Source organism: Microbacterium caowuchunii, assembly GCF_008727755.1.
Classification (GTDB): Bacteria; Actinomycetota; Actinomycetes; order Actinomycetales; family Microbacteriaceae; genus Microbacterium; species Microbacterium caowuchunii.
Window position 1 is genome coordinate 1,687,885 of sequence record NZ_CP044231.1, and the last position, 17,833, is coordinate 1,705,717.

Annotated in this window: 16 protein-coding genes and 4 tRNA genes; 6 read left to right on the forward strand and 14 right to left on the reverse strand. The window is 70.2% G+C overall.

The window, feature by feature from the left end; all coding sequences use genetic code 11:
• Positions 1 to 13 precede the first annotated feature (13 nt).
• Together pdxT and pdxS are read right to left on the reverse strand one after the other, a co-directional pair.
• Positions 14 to 607 carry a pyridoxal 5'-phosphate synthase glutaminase subunit PdxT gene (gene pdxT / locus F6J84_RS08025; protein ID WP_150972843.1) on the reverse strand — a complete coding sequence of 198 codons (594 nt, stop codon included), beginning with the start codon at positions 605 to 607 and terminating at the stop codon, positions 14 to 16.
• A gap of 3 nt (positions 608 to 610) precedes the next feature.
• Positions 611 to 1,495: a pyridoxal 5'-phosphate synthase lyase subunit PdxS gene (gene pdxS / locus F6J84_RS08030; protein WP_150892565.1), complete on the reverse strand. Its 885-nt coding sequence runs from the start codon at positions 1,493 to 1,495 to the stop codon at positions 611 to 613.
• A gap of 116 nt (positions 1,496 to 1,611) precedes the next feature.
• On the opposite strand from pdxS, the gene F6J84_RS08035 reads away from it, so the two are divergent.
• Together F6J84_RS08035 and pdxY are read left to right on the forward strand one after the other, a co-directional pair.
• Complete coding sequence (locus tag F6J84_RS08035; RefSeq protein ID WP_150972845.1) at positions 1,612 to 2,952, forward strand: aminotransferase class I/II-fold pyridoxal phosphate-dependent enzyme; 1,341 nt, start codon at positions 1,612 to 1,614, stop codon at positions 2,950 to 2,952.
• Positions 2,949 to 3,800: a pyridoxal kinase PdxY gene (gene pdxY, locus F6J84_RS08040; RefSeq protein WP_150972847.1), complete on the forward strand. Its 852-nt coding sequence runs from the start codon at positions 2,949 to 2,951 to the stop codon at positions 3,798 to 3,800. The genes F6J84_RS08035 and pdxY overlap by 4 nt, the downstream gene beginning before the upstream one ends.
• A gap of 55 nt (positions 3,801 to 3,855) precedes the next feature.
• Here pdxY and F6J84_RS08045 read toward each other — a convergent pair whose 3' ends face one another.
• The 3 genes from F6J84_RS08045 to F6J84_RS08055 all read right to left on the reverse strand — a co-directional run bounded on the left by F6J84_RS08045 (position 3,856) and on the right by F6J84_RS08055 (position 8,364).
• Positions 3,856 to 4,413 (reverse strand): HIT family protein, encoded by a 558-nt coding sequence (locus F6J84_RS08045; RefSeq protein ID WP_224785849.1) that lies wholly within the window; start codon positions 4,411 to 4,413, stop codon positions 3,856 to 3,858.
• Positions 4,410 to 6,419: a threonine--tRNA ligase gene (thrS, locus tag F6J84_RS08050; protein WP_150972849.1), complete on the reverse strand. Its 2,010-nt coding sequence runs from the start codon at positions 6,417 to 6,419 to the stop codon at positions 4,410 to 4,412. Before thrS ends, F6J84_RS08045 begins: the two co-directional genes overlap by 4 nt.
• Positions 6,420 to 6,654: 235 nt before the next feature.
• Positions 6,655 to 8,364, reverse strand: a complete 1,710-nt coding sequence (locus F6J84_RS08055) for a lipocalin-like domain-containing protein (RefSeq protein ID WP_150972851.1) — start codon at positions 8,362 to 8,364, stop codon at positions 6,655 to 6,657.
• A gap of 243 nt (positions 8,365 to 8,607) precedes the next feature.
• Between F6J84_RS08055 and F6J84_RS08060 the strand changes: the two genes are divergently transcribed.
• From F6J84_RS08060 to F6J84_RS08070, 3 genes are all read left to right on the forward strand, one after another.
• Positions 8,608 to 9,759 (forward strand): SLC13 family permease, encoded by a 1,152-nt coding sequence (locus F6J84_RS08060; protein ID WP_150972853.1) that lies wholly within the window; start codon positions 8,608 to 8,610, stop codon positions 9,757 to 9,759.
• A 76-nt stretch (positions 9,760 to 9,835) separates the two neighbouring features.
• Complete coding sequence (locus F6J84_RS08065) at positions 9,836 to 10,225, forward strand: hypothetical protein (RefSeq protein WP_150972855.1); 390 nt, start codon at positions 9,836 to 9,838, stop codon at positions 10,223 to 10,225.
• Positions 10,225 to 11,112 (forward strand): hypothetical protein, encoded by an 888-nt coding sequence (locus F6J84_RS08070; RefSeq protein WP_150972857.1) that lies wholly within the window; start codon positions 10,225 to 10,227, stop codon positions 11,110 to 11,112. Before F6J84_RS08065 ends, F6J84_RS08070 begins: the two co-directional genes overlap by 1 nt.
• Before the next feature lie 29 nt (positions 11,113 to 11,141).
• Here the strand turns inward: F6J84_RS08070 and F6J84_RS08075 are convergent, their stop codons facing one another.
• From F6J84_RS08075 to F6J84_RS08100, 6 genes are all read right to left on the reverse strand, one after another.
• Complete coding sequence (locus tag F6J84_RS08075) at positions 11,142 to 12,038, reverse strand: transposase (RefSeq protein WP_150972859.1); 897 nt, start codon at positions 12,036 to 12,038, stop codon at positions 11,142 to 11,144.
• A gap of 47 nt (positions 12,039 to 12,085) precedes the next feature.
• The gene (locus tag F6J84_RS08080; protein WP_150972861.1) at positions 12,086 to 12,688 is read right to left on the reverse strand and encodes a flavodoxin family protein; all 603 of its coding nucleotides are present in this window, start codon (positions 12,686 to 12,688) and stop codon (positions 12,086 to 12,088) included.
• Positions 12,689 to 12,851: 163 nt separating this feature from the next.
• Positions 12,852 to 13,121, reverse strand: a complete 270-nt coding sequence (locus F6J84_RS08085) for a hypothetical protein (protein ID WP_150972863.1) — start codon at positions 13,119 to 13,121, stop codon at positions 12,852 to 12,854.
• A gap of 82 nt (positions 13,122 to 13,203) precedes the next feature.
• Positions 13,204 to 13,275 (reverse strand) — tRNA-Val (locus tag F6J84_RS08090).
• A 28-nt stretch (positions 13,276 to 13,303) separates the two neighbouring features.
• Positions 13,304 to 13,377 (reverse strand) — tRNA-Cys (locus F6J84_RS08095).
• A 53-nt stretch (positions 13,378 to 13,430) separates the two neighbouring features.
• A tRNA-Gly gene (locus tag F6J84_RS08100) sits at positions 13,431 to 13,503 on the reverse strand.
• A gap of 151 nt (positions 13,504 to 13,654) precedes the next feature.
• On the opposite strand from F6J84_RS08100, the gene F6J84_RS08105 reads away from it, so the two are divergent.
• Positions 13,655 to 13,727 (forward strand) — tRNA-Val (locus F6J84_RS08105).
• Between the two features lie 391 nt (positions 13,728 to 14,118).
• On the opposite strand, the gene F6J84_RS08110 is transcribed toward F6J84_RS08105, so the two are convergent.
• The 3 genes from F6J84_RS08110 to F6J84_RS08120 all read right to left on the reverse strand — a co-directional run bounded on the left by F6J84_RS08110 (position 14,119) and on the right by F6J84_RS08120 (position 17,800).
• Positions 14,119 to 15,780 (reverse strand): M28 family metallopeptidase, encoded by a 1,662-nt coding sequence (locus tag F6J84_RS08110; RefSeq protein WP_202980438.1) that lies wholly within the window; start codon positions 15,778 to 15,780, stop codon positions 14,119 to 14,121.
• 195 nt (positions 15,781 to 15,975) lie between these two features.
• Positions 15,976 to 17,247 (reverse strand): serine hydrolase domain-containing protein, encoded by a 1,272-nt coding sequence (locus F6J84_RS08115; RefSeq protein ID WP_150974743.1) that lies wholly within the window; start codon positions 17,245 to 17,247, stop codon positions 15,976 to 15,978.
• 64 nt (positions 17,248 to 17,311) lie between these two features.
• Positions 17,312 to 17,800, reverse strand: coding sequence for a type II toxin-antitoxin system PemK/MazF family toxin (locus tag F6J84_RS08120; protein WP_150972866.1), 489 nt, complete (start codon positions 17,798 to 17,800; stop codon positions 17,312 to 17,314).
• Positions 17,801 to 17,833 lie beyond the last annotated feature (33 nt).

Here is a 17,833-nt window from a genome sequence, read left to right on the forward strand (position 1 = left end):
GCACCGCACCGGGTCACGCGGCCCGCACGCTCTCCAGGAACAGCTCGTGGAAGCGGTGCTCCCCGGTGATCTCCGGGTGGAAGGCGGTGCCGAGCAGCGCGCCCTGCCGGACGGCGACGATGCCGCCGTCCGGCAGCACGGCGAGGGGCTCGACCGTCTCACCCGCGTCGATCACCAGCGGGGCACGGATGAAGGCAGCGTGCACGGGCGGGTCGCCGAAGAGCGGCACATCGAGCTCCGCCTCGAATGAGTCGACCTGCGTGCCGAAGGCGTTCCGGCGCACCGTCACGTCCAGCCCTCCGAGGGTCTGCTGTCCCTCGATGCCGTCGGTGATCCGGTCCGCGAGCAGGATGAGGCCCGCGCAGGTGCCGTAGACCGGCATGCCCGCGGCGATCGCCTCCCGCAGCGGCTGCCTCATCCCGAACGCGCGGGCGAGCTTGTCGATGACGCTCGACTCGCCACCGGGCAGGACGAGCCCGTGCACGTCGCGCAGCTCCTCGGGCCTGCGGACAGGTACGACGTCCGCGCCGAGGCGGCCGAGCACCCGGACGTGCTCGCGGACGTCGCCCTGGAGGGCCAGGACGCCGACGCGCGCGCGGGCGGCCATCGCCTACCAGCCGCGCTCGGCGAGCCGGTGCGGAGCGGGCAGATCGGACACGTTGATACCGACCATCGCTTCGCCCAGGCCACGGGAGACGTCCGCGATGACCTTCGCATCGTCGAAGAACGTGGTGGCCTTGACGATCGCCGCGGCACGTTCCGCCGGGTTGCCCGACTTGAAGATGCCGGAGCCGACGAACACGCCGTCCGCACCCATCTGCATCATCATCGCGGCATCCGCGGGGGTCGCGACGCCGCCGGCGACGAACAGCACGACCGGCAGAGTGCCGGTCTCCGCGATCTCGGCGACGAGGTCGTAGGGCGCCTGCAGCTCCTTCGCCGCGACGTACAGCTCGTCCTTGGTCATCGAGCGGAGCTGGTTGATCTCGCCGGTGATCCTGCGGATGTGCTTGGTGGCCTCGGAGACGTCGCCCGTGCCGGCCTCGCCCTTGGAGCGGATCATCGCCGCGCCCTCGTTGATGCGGCGCAACGCCTCGCCGAGGTTCGTCGCGCCGCAGACGAAGGGCACGGTGAAGTTCCACTTGTCGATGTGGTTGACGTAGTCGGCGGGCGAGAGCACCTCGGACTCGTCGATGTAGTCGACGCCGAGCTCCTGCAGCACCTGCGCCTCGACGAAGTGCCCGATGCGCGCCTTCGCCATGACCGGGATGGAGACGGCCTCGATGATGCCGTCGATCATGTCCGGGTCGCTCATCCGGGAGACCCCGCCCTGCGCCCGGATGTCTGCGGGCACCCGCTCGAGGGCCATCACGGCGACCGCTCCCGCATCCTCCGCGATTCGAGCCTGCTCGACGGTGACGACGTCCATGATCACGCCGCCCTTGAGCATCTCGGCGAGGCCGCGCTTGACGCGCCCGGTTCCGGTGGAAGACATGGTGGTTCCTCTCGTTGGGCGCCAACGCGCACGATCGTCAGACAATGCGAGGCATTGGCCTAGGACAAAACGTAGCACGTACTGCGCCGTAGACTCGGCTGCCGGAGGACCCCCCAATGGACACCCACATCACGGGCCGCACGGCGGCGGACATCGCCGACAGCGTGCGCTCCCTGCTCGAGCGCGGGGTGCTCGAACCCGGCGACGCCCTGCCCCCGGTGCGCACCCTCGCCGATCGGCTCGGCGTGAACCGGAACACGGCGGTCGCCGCGTACCGCCAGCTCACCCAGGCCGGGATCGCCGTCAGCCGCGGTCGCGCCGGTACCCGCATCGTCGACCGCGCCCCCGTGCCCCAGGAGGGCTTCGCCGCGGGCAGCGTGCTCCGCGACATCGGCACCGGCAACCCCGACGCAGCCCTCATCCCGGACCCGTCCCGCGCGCTCGCGGACGTCGTCGGCAGACCGGTGCTCTACGGAGAGCCTGTGATCGACCGCGAGCTGGAGCAGTGGGCCCTCGAGTGGTTGGGGGCGGACCTCGCTCCACGCGACATCCGCGTCACCGTGACCAGCGGCGCGGTCGACGCCGTGGAGCGTCTGCTCGCACAGGCACTGACCCGGGACGACGCCGTGGCGCTGGAGAACCCGTGCTTCCTCTCCGCGATCCACACGGTGCGGCTGGGCGGCTACCGCGCGGTCCCCGTGCCCGTGGACGAACAGGGCATGACGCCCGCCGGGCTGCGGGCGGCCCTGCACGACGGTGTCCGCGCCGTCGTCTGCACACCGCGGGCGCAGAACCCGACGGGAGCCAGCCTCACCGCGGAACGGGCGGCGGAGCTCCGGGCGGTGCTCGCCGACCACCCCTACGTGCTCGTGATCGAGGACGACCACTTCTCGATGCTGTCCCACGCACCCGCCCAGTCCCTGATCGGAGCGCACCACCGGCGCTGGGCGCTGGTGCGATCGGTCTCGAAATTCCTCGGTCCCGACATGTGCCTCGCCGTGACCGCGACCGATCCGTACACCGCGGATCGCCTCGCCATGCGGCTCAGCCCCGGCACCACCTGGGTCAGTCATCTGCTGCAGCGGCTCGCGTTCTCGTTGATCACGGATCCCGAGGTGCGCGAGGGGATCACCCTGGCCGGCGCGCACTACGCGGAGCGCAACGACTCGTTCGCGGCGCGCCTGCGCGCACATGGCCTGCCGTGCACGCCCGGTGACGGGCTGAACGTCTGGCTCGCCCTCCCCGCCCCGGCACGCGCGGTTGCCGAGCAGCTCATGCGCCGGGGGTGGCTTCCCCGCACCGGCGAGGAGTTCGCGGTGGACGGGGGCCCCGGGTCCGCGCACCTCCGACTCACGGTCCACGAACTCGACGACACCGACGCGGAACGGCTCGCCGCCGACATCGCCGAGGCCGTGCGCGCGGTGTCCCGTTCCGGAAGTGGGATGATCGACCGGTGAAGATCCTCTCGATCCAGTCGGCCGTCGCCTACGGCCACGTCGGCAACTCCGCGGCCGTGTTCCCGCTCCAGCGCATCGGTGTCGAGGTCCTGCCGGTGTACACCGTGAACTTCTCCAACCACACCGGCTACGGGTCGTGGCGCGGTCCGCTGATCGCCCCCGAGGACGTCGCAGCCGTGCTGACCGGCATCGAGGAACGCGGCGTGTTCGGCGAGATCGACGTCGTGCTCTCCGGCTATCAGGGCGGCGAGGGCATCGGCGACGTCATCATCGACGCCGTCGCCCGCGTCAAGGCGGCAAACCCGGACGCGATCTACGCATGCGACCCGGTCATGGGCAACGCGAAGTCCGGCTGCTTCGTGGCGCCCAGCATCCCGGTCCTCCTGCGGGAGCGCGTGGTGCCGGTGGCGGACATCATCACGCCCAACCAGTTCGAGCTGGGGTTCCTCACCGGTACCGAGCCGACGACGATCGCCTCGACGCTGGCCTCGGCCGACGCCGCCCGCGCGATGGGACCGCGCACCGTGCTCGTCACGAGCGTGGAGCGCCCGGACCGCGAAGAGGGCACGATCGAGATGATGGTCGTGGACGACCACGGCGCCTGGGTCGTGCAGACCCCGCTGCTCCCGATGAAGGCGAACGGCTCCGGCGACGTCACCGCCGCGCTGTTCACCGCGCACTACCGCCGGACCGGCGATGCGGCGGATGCCCTCGCCCGCACCACGTCGAGCGTGTACGACCTGCTCGAGCGGACGCACTCGTCCGGACAGCGCGAGCTGCAGCTCGTCGAGTCGCAGGAGTCCTACGCCCACCCGAGGATGCAGTTCCCGGTGCGCCAGGTCCGCTGACCTCACCGCCGCCGCCCGCCCCAGCGGCACGCGCCCCGCGCGCCAAGGGGTGGGGTCAGCGCGGCCAGGCGTCCGCCACCGCGGTGCGCACGTCTCCCAGCAGCTGCGGGATGGCCTTCGTCCGGGCGATGATCGGGAAGAAGTTCGCGTCCGTGGCCCACCGCGGCACGATGTGCTGGTGGAGGTGCCCGGCGACGCCCGCCCCGGCCACGGCGCCCTGGTTCATCCCGATGTTGAAGCCGTCACAGCGCGCGACGGTACGCAGCACCCGCATCGCGGTCTGCGTCAGCGCGCCGATCTCGGCGACCTCCTCGGGGGTCGCTTCGTCGTAGGTCGGGATGTGGCGGTACGGGCACACGAGCAGGTGCCCCGAGTTGTACGGGAACAGGTTCAGCAGCACGTACGCGTGGGTGCCGCGGTGCACGATCAGCGCGTCCTCATCGGACTTGGCGGGCGCTGCGCAGAACGGGCACTCCTCGACCAGGGGCTCGGGCCCCGCCTGGATGTACGCCATCCGGTGCGGCGTCCACAGCCGCTGGAACTGGTCCGGCACGCCCGGGAGCTCGGATGCGGCGATCAGCGCCGCATCCGAGTCCTCGGGGCGTTCGGTCACGCGAGGTCCTCCGCGGTGTCGACCAGCGTCTTCTGCGCGATCGCCAGCAGGATCCGCTGCACGGCCTCGTCGACCGGGATGCCGTTGGTCTGGGTTCCGTCGCGGAAACGGAACGAGACGGTCCCTGCGGAGCGGTCCTGCTCCCCCGCGATCAGCTGCAGCGGCACCTTCTGCGTCGTGTGGGTGCGGATCTTCTTCTGCATCCGGTCGTCGGAGTGGTCGACCTCGGCACGGACGCCGTGGGCGCGCAGGCGCTCCACGATCGCGTCGAGATAGTCACCGTACTCCGCGGCGACCGGGATGGCGACGACCTGGACCGGCGACAGCCACACCGGGAAGGCACCGGCGTAGTGCTCGAGGAGGATGGCGAAGAACCGCTCGATCGATCCGAACAGCGCACGGTGGATCATGATCGGCCGGTGCTTCTCGCCGTCCGGACCGGTGTACTCGAGCTCGAACCGCTCGGGCAGGTTCGGGTCCACCTGCACCGTGGACAGCTGCCACACGCGGCCGATCGCGTCGCGCGTCTTCAGGTCGATCTTCGGACCGTAGAACGCGGCCTCGCCGGGGACCTCGGTGAGCTTCAGTCCGCTGGCGATGGCGACGTTGCGGAGGGCGTTGGTCGAGTACTCCCAGAACTCGTCCGTCCCGATCCATTTCGACTTCTCGTCGTCGCGCATGGAGAGTTCGAGCTCGAAGTCGTTCAGACCGAAGTCGCGGAGCATGGAGATCACGAACTCCAGGACCCGCGTGGCCTCCGTCTCGAGCTGCTCGGGGGTGACGAACAGGTGCGAGTCGTCCTGGGTGAAGCCGCGCACGCGGGTGAGCCCGTGCAGCGCGCCGGAGAGCTCGTTCCGGTAGACGGTGCCGTTCTCCGCGAGCCGCATGGGCAGGTCGCGGTAGCTGCGCGCACGCTCCTTGTAGATCAGGATGTGCATGGGGCAGTTCATGGGCTTGAGGTAGTAGTCGTTGCCCGCCTTGGTGATGGTGCCCTCGGCATCCCGCTCCTCATCCATGTGGATGGGCGGGAACATGCCCTCGCGGTACGTCACCAGGTGGTTCGACTGGAGGAACAGGTCCTCCTTGGCGATGTGGGGCGTGTAGACGTAGGTGTAGCCGCCCTCGACGTGCCGGTGACGGGCGTGCTGCTCCATCTCCATCCGGATGATGCCGCCCTTGGGGTGCCAGACGCTCAGGCCCGAGCCGATCTCGTCCGGGAACGAGAAGAGGTCCAGCTCCTTGCCGAGCTTGCGGTGGTCGCGCTTGGCGGCCTCCTCCAGGCGCTGCTGGTAGGCGCGGAGGGCGTCCTTGGTGGGCCAGGCCGTGCCGTAGATGCGCTGCAGCTGCGGGTTCTTCTCGCTGCCGCGCCAGTACGCCCCGGCGATGCGCTGGATGTCCCAGCCGTTGCCGATGGTGCGCGTAGTGGGCACGTGCGGACCGCGGCAGAGGTCGCGCCAGGCCACCTCGCCATCCTTGGTCACGTTGTCGTAGATGGTGAGCTCACCGGCGCCGACCTCGACGGATGCGCCCTCGGCGGCTTCCTTGTTGCCACCCTTGAGGTCGATCAGCTCCAGCTTGAACGGCTCGCCGGCCAGCTCGGCGCGCGCTTCCTCCTCGGTCACCACGCGGCGGACGAAGCGCTGGTTCTCGCGGACGATGCGCTCCATCTCCTTCTTGATGGCTTTGACGTCCTCGGGCGTGAACGGCTCGTCCGTCCCGAAGTCGTAGTAGAAGCCGTCGGTGATCGGCGGGCCGATGCCGAGGTTCGTCTGCGGCTTGATCCGCTGCACGGCCTGGGCCATCACATGGGCGGCGGAGTGGCGCAGGATGTCGAGACCGTCGGGCGAATCGATCGTCACCGGCTCCACGGCGTCGTCGGCGGTGACCGACGTCGCGAGGTCCTTCAGCTCGCCGTTGACCCGGAGGGCGACGACCGAGCGGTCGGGGAAGAGGGCGAAGCCGTCGGCGGGATAGGACACGTCCGACGGAAGGATGACGTCAGTCACGGAAACTCTCCAAGGATGGGGTCTGGTCAGAGGCTACTCAGCTTCGGACGCAGCCCGCGTCCTGCCCGCTCAGGCCTGCAGCGTTCGAGTGCCGATGTCGCCGACGCACGCAGCGCGGATCACGCCGACGGAGCGTGCGAGGAGATCCATCTCGCCAGTCTATCGCGCGCGCCTCGGCGCCCACCCGCGACCCGGCTCGTGCGGCCGGATGCGGACGGGCACCGAGGGCGCCGCGTCAGAAGGCCTGCTCGATCCAGGAGTCGCCGGTCACGTCCTCGCCGAGGATCGTGCCCACGACATCCGCCGTCCCCTCGTAGATGGGGGCCCCGGATGCCGCGAACTCCTGGTCCTGCAGACGCGTCGTGACGGTGAACTCGGCGTCGAAGGACGGGATCTCCACACGGTACTGCTGGGCGTACGCGCGCCCGGTGCGCGGGCTGGTCCACAGCTCGCCGATCGGCGTGATCCGGCTGGCGACGTAGTAGAGCTCGCCCGCCTCGTCCTGCAGCGTGGAGTAGGCGTCGACGGTCACGTCGATCTCGGGCTTGTAGCCTTCGCCGATGACCCCGGCGTTGAAGATCGTGTAGCCGTTGTCGAGCTGCATATCCTGCAGGAGCCAGCGGATGCGGGAGTCGGAGGAGTTCCCCCCGAAGTAGCCGTACTCGTGGTCCATCCACGTCGTCCCGGTCACCTCGAACACCTCGTCGTCGATCGACACGGTGCCGGCGGCGTCGAGGCGGGTGTAGGAGAAGTAGTAGTTGTCCTCGGTGATCGAGTGCGTCTCGGCGCTCGGCTCGATGCCCGTCCCGAAGACGTAGAACGGCCGGCCCTGCTGCGAGAAGGTGAGGTCGAACTCGATCTCGCTGCCGGACTCCGCATCCGTGACGAGGGCCTGCACGGCGATGTCCTGACTCGGATCCTCCTGCGGCGCCGTCATCGACACCGCGTTGCGGACCACCCGCGCCTCGGCGCCGGAACCGCCACCCCCGCTGAGGGTCACGGTCGGCGTGCCGGTGTACCCGGATCCGGGCTGGAGCAGCACGATCTGCCCCACAGCGTCGCCGTCCAGGACGGCCATCGCGGAGGCCCCGGAGCCGTCGCCCTCGATCGTGACGGTCGGTGCGTCCGTGTATCCGGAGCCGCCCGCCAGCACGTTGAACCCGCCGACCGCCCACTCGCGGTCACCGATGCGTGCGTACCAGTCCTTGCTCGGATCGCCCTCGGCCCACGTGGACACGTCGAAGTTGCCCAGGGGCTCGGGTACGTAGATCTGGGTGTGCTCGTAGTGCTGTTCGGCGTCGATGTCGCTCAGGGAGACCTGCGTCATCGCGAAGCCCTGGCCGACGAAGGAGCTGGCGTTGACCTCGAAGCCGAACTCCCGGTCGCCGGCACGCAGCGTGCCCACGTGCCACCACCACTCGGTGGGCGCGTCCTTGTGCCGGTACATGTCCTTCGGCTGACTGAGCACGACCTTGTCGGCGGGCACCGGATCGGGCTTCGTGTCTCCGGTCCAGATCGGATTGTCCGGGGTCGCACCCGTCGGGGCGAGGACTCCGCCCGGCCAGGCGGAGGCGAGCAGCGCGGCGATCACGAGGGTCGCGAGCGCGAGGGCTCCCGGAACAGCGGGGACGACCGGATTCTCCTTGCGACGCAGGTGCACGATGACCGCACCGATCATCAGCGCGGTGAGCACGAGAGCGCACGCCGCGACGACCCACCACGCCAGGGGCGCCCACTGGTCCTGCAGCACGAGCGCTGCAACGATGCCCGCGGCGGCAACGACCTCGACCAGCCCGATGAGCCTCACCACGGGACCGGGGACCCGCTGGGTCCAGGCCATGCCCCAGGAGATCAGACGCCGCTTCGGCGCGAACAGCTTCACCCCTCCGGCCAGAACGAACAGCAGCGAGACCAGCCCGCCGAAAACCCACAGCGCGACAACCACGCGAGACCCCTCTCATCGTCGGGCTCGTGCGAAGGCGGCGGCGCCCCGCGCCGTCACCTGCATCCGCCCCTCAGGGCACGCCGATCGGCGGATCCCCCGACGGGTCAGGCTAACGGCGCGGCCGTCCCGGGCGGGAAAACCCCCGGTGCCCGGGCGAGTTTCAGAGAAGATGAGATGTCGGCATCCCTCGAGACGGCGGGTGTCCGGCGCGCGTGCGCCCCCGCCGGGCCCGATGATGGATGAGTGAAGCTCGCCCTGGTCGGATGCGGTCTGCTCGGCGCGAGCGTGATCGCCATGGCGTCCGGTGTCCTGCCCGTCGACGAGGCGCGGACGATCGCGGAGCGGGTCTGGCCGGTGCTGGTGTTCGTGGCCTCGGTGACGGTCGTCGCCGAACTCGCCGCACGAGCCGGCGTCTTCGACGTGACGGCGAGTCTCCTCGCGCGGCTCTCTCGGGGTCGCACGATCGTCCTCTGGCTTCTCGTCGTGCTCCTCGCCGTCCTGTGCACGGCCTTCCTCTCCCTGGACACCACCGCCGTTCTGCTCACCCCCGTGGTGATCGCGGTGGCACGCGCGAACGGCCTGCCCGCCCTGCCGTTCGCGTTCACGACGGTGTGGCTGGCCAACACCGCCTCCCTCGTGCTCCCGGTGTCGAACCTCACCAACCTGCTCGCGGTGCACCGAATGCCGTCCGCGGACCCGGCTGCGTTCGTGCTCCTGATGGCCGGTCCGGCGGCCATCGCCATCGGCATCACGGTGCTGCTGCTCTGGGTGCGATACGCGACGCGTCTGCGTGGACGGTTCGCCCCTGCGCCGCTCCCCCACCTCGTCGACCCCGTGCTGTTCTGGATCAGCGCAGGCACGGTCACGGCGATGATGCCTCTGCTCGTGTCCGGCCTCGAGCCCTGGATCCCGGCGACCGTCGCTGCCCTCGTGCTGCTGGCGGTCTACGGATGGCGAGCTCGCGGGGCGCTGCATCCTTCGCTCGTGCCCTGGTCGATGCTGCTGTTCGCCTCCGGGCTCTTCCTGGCCGCGGGGGTCGCCGATGCCGCGGGCCTCCTCCAGCTCGTCACCGCCTGGCTGGGATCGGGCGACGACCTCGCCTCCCTGTGGGGAGTGGCGGGCGCCGGCGCGTTGGCGGCCAACGTCAACAACAACCTGCCGGCCTATCTCGCTCTCGAACCGGCAGCGGCCGACTCGCCGGCGCGACTGGCGGCTCTTCTGGTCGGGGTCAACGCCGGGCCGCTCGTCACGCCCTGGGCGTCGCTCGCGACCCTGCTCTGGCACGCGCGTCTGCGCGCCGAGGGCGTGGAGGTCCCGTGGCGGCACTTCGTGCTGTGGGGCCTCCTGGCCGCACCCCTCGTGGTGGCACTCGCCGTCCTGCCGCTCGCCCGCTGACGGGCCCCGGGTCGCCGGCGGCGCCACGCACCCGCACTACGGCCCGGGGCCCGACCCGGTGCGCCATAGTGAACGCATGCGCGATCTCACCCCGGACGATCTCGGCGTCCTGCTGTCGTTGTTCGCCGTGCTGCTGCTGGCCTTCGGCCTCGACTTCCATCTCTCCAAGCGCTCCGCCGCCCGTCACCGGGAACGCGCGGTGGTCTTCGTGCTGATCAGCGTGCTGGGGCAGGCCACCACCGCACTGTCGCTCGTGCTCACCTGGGTCGCGGTGTGGAGCCCGATCGCCTGGGAGCGGATCGACGATCTGCTGGTGTTCATCCCGGGTTCGATCGCGGTGCTCTGCGCGGTCATCCTGACCGGGGAGACGACGGTGGTACGGATGCTGGCCCTGCTGGGTTCCCCGCGAAGTCGGGACCGTTCGGCGTCACGGGGCTCGCAGCCGCTGGAGACGGGACGCAACTGATGAGCGCGGGCGACGGCTCCACCGCGGCGCAGCGCACCCACCGCTACCTGCGGCTGTCACTCGCCCTCATCGTCGTGGCCCTGCTCACGGCCGTCGCCTCGCAGGTGATCGTCACGGGCCGCCCCCCGCTCCTGTCGATCAGCCACTACTTCTACACCCCGGCCGGCGGCGTGTTCACCGCATGCCTCGTCGCCGTCGCGCTGGCGCTGCTCGCCCTCTCCGGACGCGACGCGGAGAGCATGTTCCTCAACGTGGCGGCGGTCTTCGCCCCGCTGATCGCGATCATCCCCACCGGCTACGAAACGGATGCCGCGACCCCCGAACGCGTGTGCCCGGCGGACACACCCTGCGTGCCCGAGGAGTTCCTGCCGACGGTGCGGACGGGCGTCGTCGTGTACATCGTGATGGTCGTCATCGTCGCGGCCCTCGCGCTCGTGCTCCGCCGCATCCAGCGTCAGCGCGCGGCCGGCACGCTCATCCCGGTGGTGCTCGCGCTCGTGGTCGCGGTCTCGATCGGACTCTTCGCCTTCGTGGCCCCGCTGAACGAGGGCTTCCCATTCAACGACGCGCTGCCGTTGGACTTGCACTACGCGGTGACGATCGCTTTCTTCGCCGCCTTCGGCGTGGTGCCGGCGATCAACGCGTGGCCGCGGGAGCGGGAGGCCGGCGAGGCGCCGGTCAGACCGTGGCATCGTGCCGTCTACACGGCTGCGCCGATCGCCCTCGCCGTCGACCTCGTGCTCATGCTGGTCCTCACCCCGGTGTGGCCGGGCGCGGTCTTCTGGGGCGAATCCGGCGCCCTCCTGGTATTCGCGGCGTTCTGGGTCGTGCAGACGATCCAGCGGTGGAACGAGCCGGACCCCCGCAGTCTCCGCGCAACCGGGTAGCGCCCGTCGTGCGCGGCGCGCGGGAGGTGTCAGCCCTTCGCCCGACGCTCGGCCGCGGCGGCTCGGGCTCGGGCGGTTTCCGCCCGTTCCTTCGCCTCGGCCCGTTCCGCATCCAGTTCCTCCGCATGGGCGCGGGAGCGTTCCGCCTCCTGCCGCGCCGCGGACAGTTCCGCTTCGAGCTCGGTCACGCGTTCGGCGATCCCGTCGGCGTGCTCTCGCGCCGCGACCGCCCGCTCCTCGACGTCGTGAGCGACGTCCTCCGCGCGCGTCGCCTCCTCCCCGGCGATCCGGGCCTCCTCGGCCCGTGCTGCCCGCTCCGCCTCTGCGGCCTCGCCCCGCTTCCCGTCGCCGGCCTCCGTCCGCCCCCGAGTCCGTGACGCGGGTCGATCCGCGGATTCCGGCTCCGGCGGATCGAGGTACCCGGCGACGGCGTCCGCCAGGTCCGCGGGCGCGGCCGCCGATGCCTCGAGCGGACGCAGGAGCCGACCGGACGCGACGGCATTCGCGGCGCCCGGATCGAACATCGCGGCGTTCAGGGTCTCGCGCACGGAGTCCAGCGTGGCGGCGCTCACCCGTTCACCGCGCGTCTCGGCCAGCGCGGCCGCGTTCCGGGCCAGTGCGTCCACGAGCCGGCGGCGCTCCCGGCCGAGGCGGGCGAGCTCCTGCGCATCGAGCTGCGCCTGCGCGGCACGGAGCCGGGCGGCGAGCTCCAGGGCCTGCCCGAGGTCGTCCGGGCGCTCCTTGCCGAACAGGTTCACGATCCACGCGGAGAGCAGGGGCTTGCGCAGGCCCCGCACGGCAGCGGCGAGATCGGGATCCGATTCCTCCGCTGCGCGGGTCTTGCGGGCGGAGACGAACTCCGACGGCGGCACCGCGAGGAGTTCCCGCGCGATCTCGTCGATCCTCGCTTCCGGGTCAGCGGCCATGCCGGTATTCTGCCCGAGCCGCCGGGGCGGGTCGGGAGCGCGTCGCGTCAGCCGGCCGGGTAATTCGTCCGCAGGAGCTGCGCGAGATGTGCCGCGTTGCGCGCGGCGGTCGCCGTCGCCGAGGCGACCTGCTCGGGCACCTCAGGGAGCTCGAGGTAATCCGTCGTGTGCATCGCCTCGCCGTTCCAGTAGACCGCCGCCTGCGCGGGGATCGTGTAGCCGACGTCGTTCAGGGCCTGGAACAGATCGGCCGTGATCTTGTGGGCACCGTCCTCGTTGCCTACCACGACGACCAGCGCGACCTTCCCGAACGGGATCGGGCGGCCTTCGGCATCCGTCTCCGAGAGCTCGGCATCGAGCCGTTCCAGGACGCGGGCGGCGACGCTGGAGTGGTGCCCCATCCACGTGGGCGTCGCGAGCACCAGGATGTCCGCGGTCAGGATGCGGGACCGGATCTGCGGCCACTGGTCGCCACCGCCCATGTCCTTCTCCACGCCGGGGCGGACGTCGAAGTCCACGACGCGGATCTCGCCATCCAGGGTCACGCCCTGTTCGCTCAGTGCGGCGGCGACCTCGCCGGCGAGCTTGTGCGTGCTCGAATCGGCGGGCGAGGGCTTCAGGGTGCAGTTCAGGACCAGCGCGGAGGTCATGGGTACCTTTCCGCCGGTGCACGGCTGCGCCGCACGCGGCACGACCGTACCGGACCGGCGACGTCGGTGCGGGTGTCGGACACCCAGCGTGCATCGGACACCATGCCGGTCGCATCGGGTTGACAGCCGTGCCTCGTCCGGTGAACGGACGGGCACGGACCCGTCACGCGCGCCGGATGCTCAGCAACTGCCACCCCTCCGGGACCTTCGCCATAAGGGCGTCGCGGTCCTCGGCCTCGATCTGCTGAAGTCCGTCACGCCGGGCGAACGTGGCGGTGGCGTGGAGCTCCGTCGTGCCCTTGGCCGGCAACGCCGGGGCGGAGACGAGTTCCCAGCCCTCGGGTGCGGTCAGCTGCTCGGCGATGGCACGCAGGCCCTCGCCTTTCACCTCGACGGTGCGGGTTTCGATGGGACGGATGAGGCCGATCAGCATGATTCCAGGGTACGTTCCCGCACCGCCGCGCCCCGGGCCGGGAAACGAAGAAAACCCCCGGTTTCCCGGGGGTTTCTCTCTGTGGGCGATACTGGGATCGAACCAGTGACCTCTTCCGTGTCAGGGAAGCGCGCTACCGCTGCGCCAATCGCCCATAGTGCTACCGGGTTTTCACCCAGGAGTGGAGGTGGCGACGGGATTCGAACCCGTGTAAACGGCTTTGCAGGCCGGTGCCTAGCCGCTCGGCCACGCCACCATGTGGTTCGACCCACGTTGCGGGACTCCCCCGAAGGGGAACCCTCACACTCGAGCGGATGACGAGACTCGAACTCGCGACCCTAACCTTGGCAAGGTTATGCGCTACCAACTGCGCTACATCCGCATGTGTTCTTCCCGATCTCTCGGGCACTTCAATGACTTTAGCCCAGATTCACACCGACGCAAAACCGATGTCGCCCCGCGCGTGTCTCCCGAAGCGTGCAAAAGCGTGCCTGCGGATCCGGTATGCTCGGTTACCGGCCCACGTGGCCGATGGGCGATTGGCGCAGTTGGTAGCGCGCTTCCTTCACACGGAAGAGGTCGTCGGTTCGAGTCCGGCATCGCCCACAGAACACCCCCGGTTCCCCGGGGGTTTTTTGTCGCCCAGCGGAGGTCGCTCCCTGACGACCGGAGGAGATTCGGCGGGCGGAGGACGAACCATCCGCTTCGGCTCCTCCGCCCGCCGAATCTCCTCCGCCCGTAGACGTTCGCGTGCGAGGCGCCGCACGCCCGAGCGGGTAGCAAGGCGAACGCGTCACGCGATCCGAACTCCGATCGACGACCGACGCACGCATGGACTGCCCTCCCTGAACCGGCCGCTGAGTGGGATGAGTTACCGCGGGCAGACGGGGACGGCCGGATGCCCCTCAGCGAGACCGGGCGGACGGATGGTGAGCCCGGTGCGCACACCACGGGTCCGACCCCACCGAAGTGCGGCCGGACCCGGGTTCCGATCCGATCAGCGGATCGGCTTGCTGCCCCAGTAGTCGAGGTTGTTCACGTCGATCTGCGGAAGCGGGGCGACTCGGCTGCCGTCTTCGAAGAAGCCGGTCTTGCTCACGCCGAGCGTCATGATGGCGTGCGCGGCCGCGTCGCCGAGTTCGTTCAGCGCCGCGGTGCTCAGGTTGTTCACCGTGTCGCAGGCCAGGTGGTAGCAGGGGTCGTACGGTGCACCTTCCGTGCCGCCGAACAGAGCCACCTCCTCGGCCGTCTTGATCCCCTCGGCGCCACTGAACAGGCCACCCGCCGGTATGCCGACGGCGATGAACGGCCCGTAGTCCGAACGTCCGTCGAAGGCCGTCGGTGCGCTGGCGAGTCCCTTACCGGCGAAGTAGTCGGTGAAGATCGTCTCGATCTGCGCCGATCCGGGAGGGCCCGCGAGCCCGTCGGGGTCGGCCGATCCGTCGCCGTCGTACACGAATCGCGCGTAGTTCGTCGAACCGAGCATGTCGAAGTTGAGGTTCGCGTAGATCGTCGCCAGCTCCGCATCGGTGAGGTTCGCGACGTAGTGCGTCGATCCCAGCAGCCCGCTCTCCTCCGCGCCCCAGAAGGCGAACCGGAGCTTCTGAACCGGCTTCACGCCCAGCTTGGACATCTGGATGGCGGTCTCCAGGGTGACCGCCGTGCCGCTGCCGTTGTCGTTGATGCCCGGTCCCGCGGTCACCGAGTCGAGGTGCGCACCGACGACGATCGTCTTGTTCGCGTCACCCCGCGGCGAATCCGCCAGGACGTTCACCGTCGTACGGACCTCGGAGACGGTGGATGTGGTGACCGTCACCGTGGTGGGTCCGGCCACGGATGCGTCGTAGAGCGCGACGCCGTCCGCGTAGCTGACCCCGACAACCGGCACCTCGACGGGCCCGCCGATCGTGACGCCGGTGAGCAGCTCGGTACGACCGGGGTTGCCCTCGTTGAAGAGGACCACCGCGTCATATCCCGCGGCCACCGCATTGGCGACCTTCTCGCCGAACGTGCAGGTACCCCGCTGGATCAGGGCGACCTGGGGCTCGGTCTCGGACGCGGGCACGAAGTCCTCGGCCAGACATCCGGAGGTCGAGCTCGGCTCCTCGGTGGCGGGGATGACGACGTTCGTCGTGGGAACGACGGCGCCGGTCACCTCGCCGCTCCCGGAGTACTCGAGCGTCGCCGTCTCGTAGTCCGTGGGAGTCGGCGACACCTGACTGAGCGCTGCCGGACCGGTCTCCTCGAAGTAGGAGAACTCGAACTCCTGCGTCGAGACGGAGTAGCCCGCCTTCCTGAGCTGTTCGCTCACGTAGGCGGCCGAGGCGTCGTAGCCGGGGGTGCCGGACGCGCGCGTACCGCCGTTGTTGTTGGCGATGCGTTGCAAGGCACGTTCGTGCTGCAGGATGCCGTTGACCGTCACGGCCTTGAGCAACCTGCTCGTGTCGTCATTCGCACCGCCGCCACCGCCACGGCCTGGCCCATGGCCGTGGTGGTTGCCGTTGCCGTTGCCACCGCCGCCTTTGCCGCCGTGGTGGGAGCCGCTGCTCGCGCCGCCGCCGCCCTTGCCCGGGCCTTCACCGGCCAGGGCTGGTGCAGTCGGCACCATCACGACAGCCGCCACGATCAGCGCGGAGAGCGCCATTGCTCTTTTTCTCACGATATCTCCTCGTCAGGTCCACCCCCGGGGGGTCGGGTGTGTCCGTACAGGCTCGCCCACGATCGCGCAGGACACCAGGTGCGCGAGAGAAGACGTCCCAAAACGGGGGCACCACGAAGCGCGCCGGCAAGAGCCGGGCCACCTCGGCCACCCGTGCGTCGCGGGGCGGTGAGAAGACGTACGCGATCCCGTCCGTCAGCCCGCGGCAGGCGTGGTCGCGGCGGGCGCGGCCGGATCGGGCAGGTCCGCCGCGCCGTAGAGCGCCCCGATCAGGAGCTTCCCGAGCACCACGGCCGCGTTCTCGCCGTCGACGGGCGATGCCGAGAGGTTGCACGCGATGATGATCGTGTCGCCGGTCTGCGCGTTGTGCACCATGAACGACGAGTATCCCGGCAGCTGCCCGTCGTGTCCGAGGATCCCGGGGGCGAACTGCGCGATCCCCAGCCCGTAGGCGACGGGCGCGCCCGGCGTCATGGGCCGGATGCTGTCCATGCGCAGCTTCTGGGTCGACTCGTCCAGGAGACCGCCGCCCACGAGCGCCTTGACGTACACGGCGAGGTCGTCCGGCGTGGAGATCGCCCCGCCCGCCGTCCACGCCCAGGAGGGGTTGGCATCGGTCTGATCGATCGGCAGCAGAGTGCCGTCCAGTGCGTCGGCGAGCTCGTCCGCGGGCACGGCGTAACTGTCGATCGTCTCGACATTGGTGCCGAACTGGTAACCGCGGGCATGAGCTCCCGGGATCGACCAGTCGTCGGCGAGCGGCAGCAGCGAGTGCGTCATACCCAGGGGTTCGAAGATCCGCTCGGCGAACGCCTCCGACGCGGACATGCCGGTCAGCTGCTCGATCACGACACCGAGCAGGACGATGTTCGTGTTGCTGTACTCGAATTCGACCCCCGGCGCGGCATTCACCGGATGGGAGAACGCGATCGCCAGCAGCTCGTCGGCCGTCCAGGCCTTCTGCGGATCCTCATCGAGCGTGGCGTTGAAAGCGGGATCGAAGGTGTAGCTGTACAGGCCGCTGCGCATCTCCGCGAGATTCGCGATGGTGATGTCGTCGCCGCCGGGGACATCCGGGCGGAAGGTGGAGATCGGCTCGTCGAGGGCGAGGACGCCTTCCTGCACGAGCTGGAGGATGACGGTGGAGGTCATCGTCTTCGTGTTGCTGCCGATGCGGAAGGAATCACTCAGCGCCATCGGCATCTCGGCGCCGATCTCGGCGGTGCCGAAGGTCGCCGACCAGTCGCCGCGCGACGGGGACTCCACCAGGACGACCACACCCGGGATGGCGTTCTCGGCCATGACCGCGGGGATCTTCTCCTCGAGCGTCGCCGCGTAGTCGGGGAGGTCTGGGGCGGGGGGAACGGTCGCGCCCGCCGGAGCCGCATCCTTCCCCGTGTTCGAGGAGCAGGCGGTGAACAGCAGTACCGCGCCCAGGACCGCGGTGGCCAGGACAGACTTCTTCATCACGCTAGCCATCCTGGCAGCGCCGGAGACGCCCATCTGACCACGAGGACGCGGGCGGGATGGATCACGCGCGCCGCCACCCGTACCGCGCCTGCAGAGCGCGGGCGACCACGTCGAAGCGCGCCGCATCGAGCGCGACGCCCTCGCGGCGGAGGCCCTCGACGTGCACGCTGTACAGCTGGTCCAGATCCACCCAGGAGGGCCTGCCCTGTGCGTCCCAGGGGCCGCTGCCGATCGGGACGTACTCCCGCTCCCCCGCGTGCGAGCGCGACGTCAGCTTGACTGCGTAGACGCGGTCCGCGCTCTGCCGCGCGATGATGAGCACCGGGCGGTCCTTGCCGCGGCCGTCCCGTTCCGCGAAGGGCACCCAGGTCCAGCCGATCTCGCCCGCATCCGCGCGCCCGTCGCGTCGCGGGTCGTAGCCGAGCACGAGCCCGCGCACGTCCGTGGGCGAGACCTCGACGGTCGTCGGGGCGGGAGCGGACGGGACCGTCGTTCGGGCCGGGGTGAGGACGCGGGCGAGGCGGGCGAACAGGGACCGGAGCGAAGCCATCCTCACACCCTACGGACGATGCCGGGGGCACCG

Excerpts from the sequence above, each read along its gene's own strand:
- F6J84_RS08070 (WP_150972857.1), top strand. The coding sequence starts at position 10,225 with ATGAGCGCGGGCGACGGCTCCACCGCGGCGCAGCGCACCCACCGCTAC.
- pdxT (WP_150972843.1), bottom strand. The coding sequence starts at position 607 with ATGGCCGCCCGCGCGCGCGTCGGCGTCCTGGCCCTCCAGGGCGACGTC.
- F6J84_RS08075 (WP_150972859.1), bottom strand. The coding sequence starts at position 12,038 with ATGGCCGCTGACCCGGAAGCGAGGATCGACGAGATCGCGCGGGAACTC.
- pdxS (WP_150892565.1), bottom strand. The coding sequence starts at position 1,495 with ATGTCTTCCACCGGAACCGGGCGCGTCAAGCGCGGCCTCGCCGAGATG.
- F6J84_RS08035 (WP_150972845.1), top strand. The coding sequence starts at position 1,612 with ATGGACACCCACATCACGGGCCGCACGGCGGCGGACATCGCCGACAGC.
- F6J84_RS08120 (WP_150972866.1), bottom strand. The coding sequence starts at position 17,800 with ATGGCTTCGCTCCGGTCCCTGTTCGCCCGCCTCGCCCGCGTCCTCACC.
- F6J84_RS08065 (WP_150972855.1), top strand. The coding sequence starts at position 9,836 with ATGCGCGATCTCACCCCGGACGATCTCGGCGTCCTGCTGTCGTTGTTC.
- F6J84_RS08085 (WP_150972863.1), bottom strand. The coding sequence starts at position 13,121 with ATGCTGATCGGCCTCATCCGTCCCATCGAAACCCGCACCGTCGAGGTG.
- F6J84_RS08115 (WP_150974743.1), bottom strand. The coding sequence starts at position 17,247 with ATGAAGAAGTCTGTCCTGGCCACCGCGGTCCTGGGCGCGGTACTGCTG.
- F6J84_RS08080 (WP_150972861.1), bottom strand. The coding sequence starts at position 12,688 with ATGACCTCCGCGCTGGTCCTGAACTGCACCCTGAAGCCCTCGCCCGCC.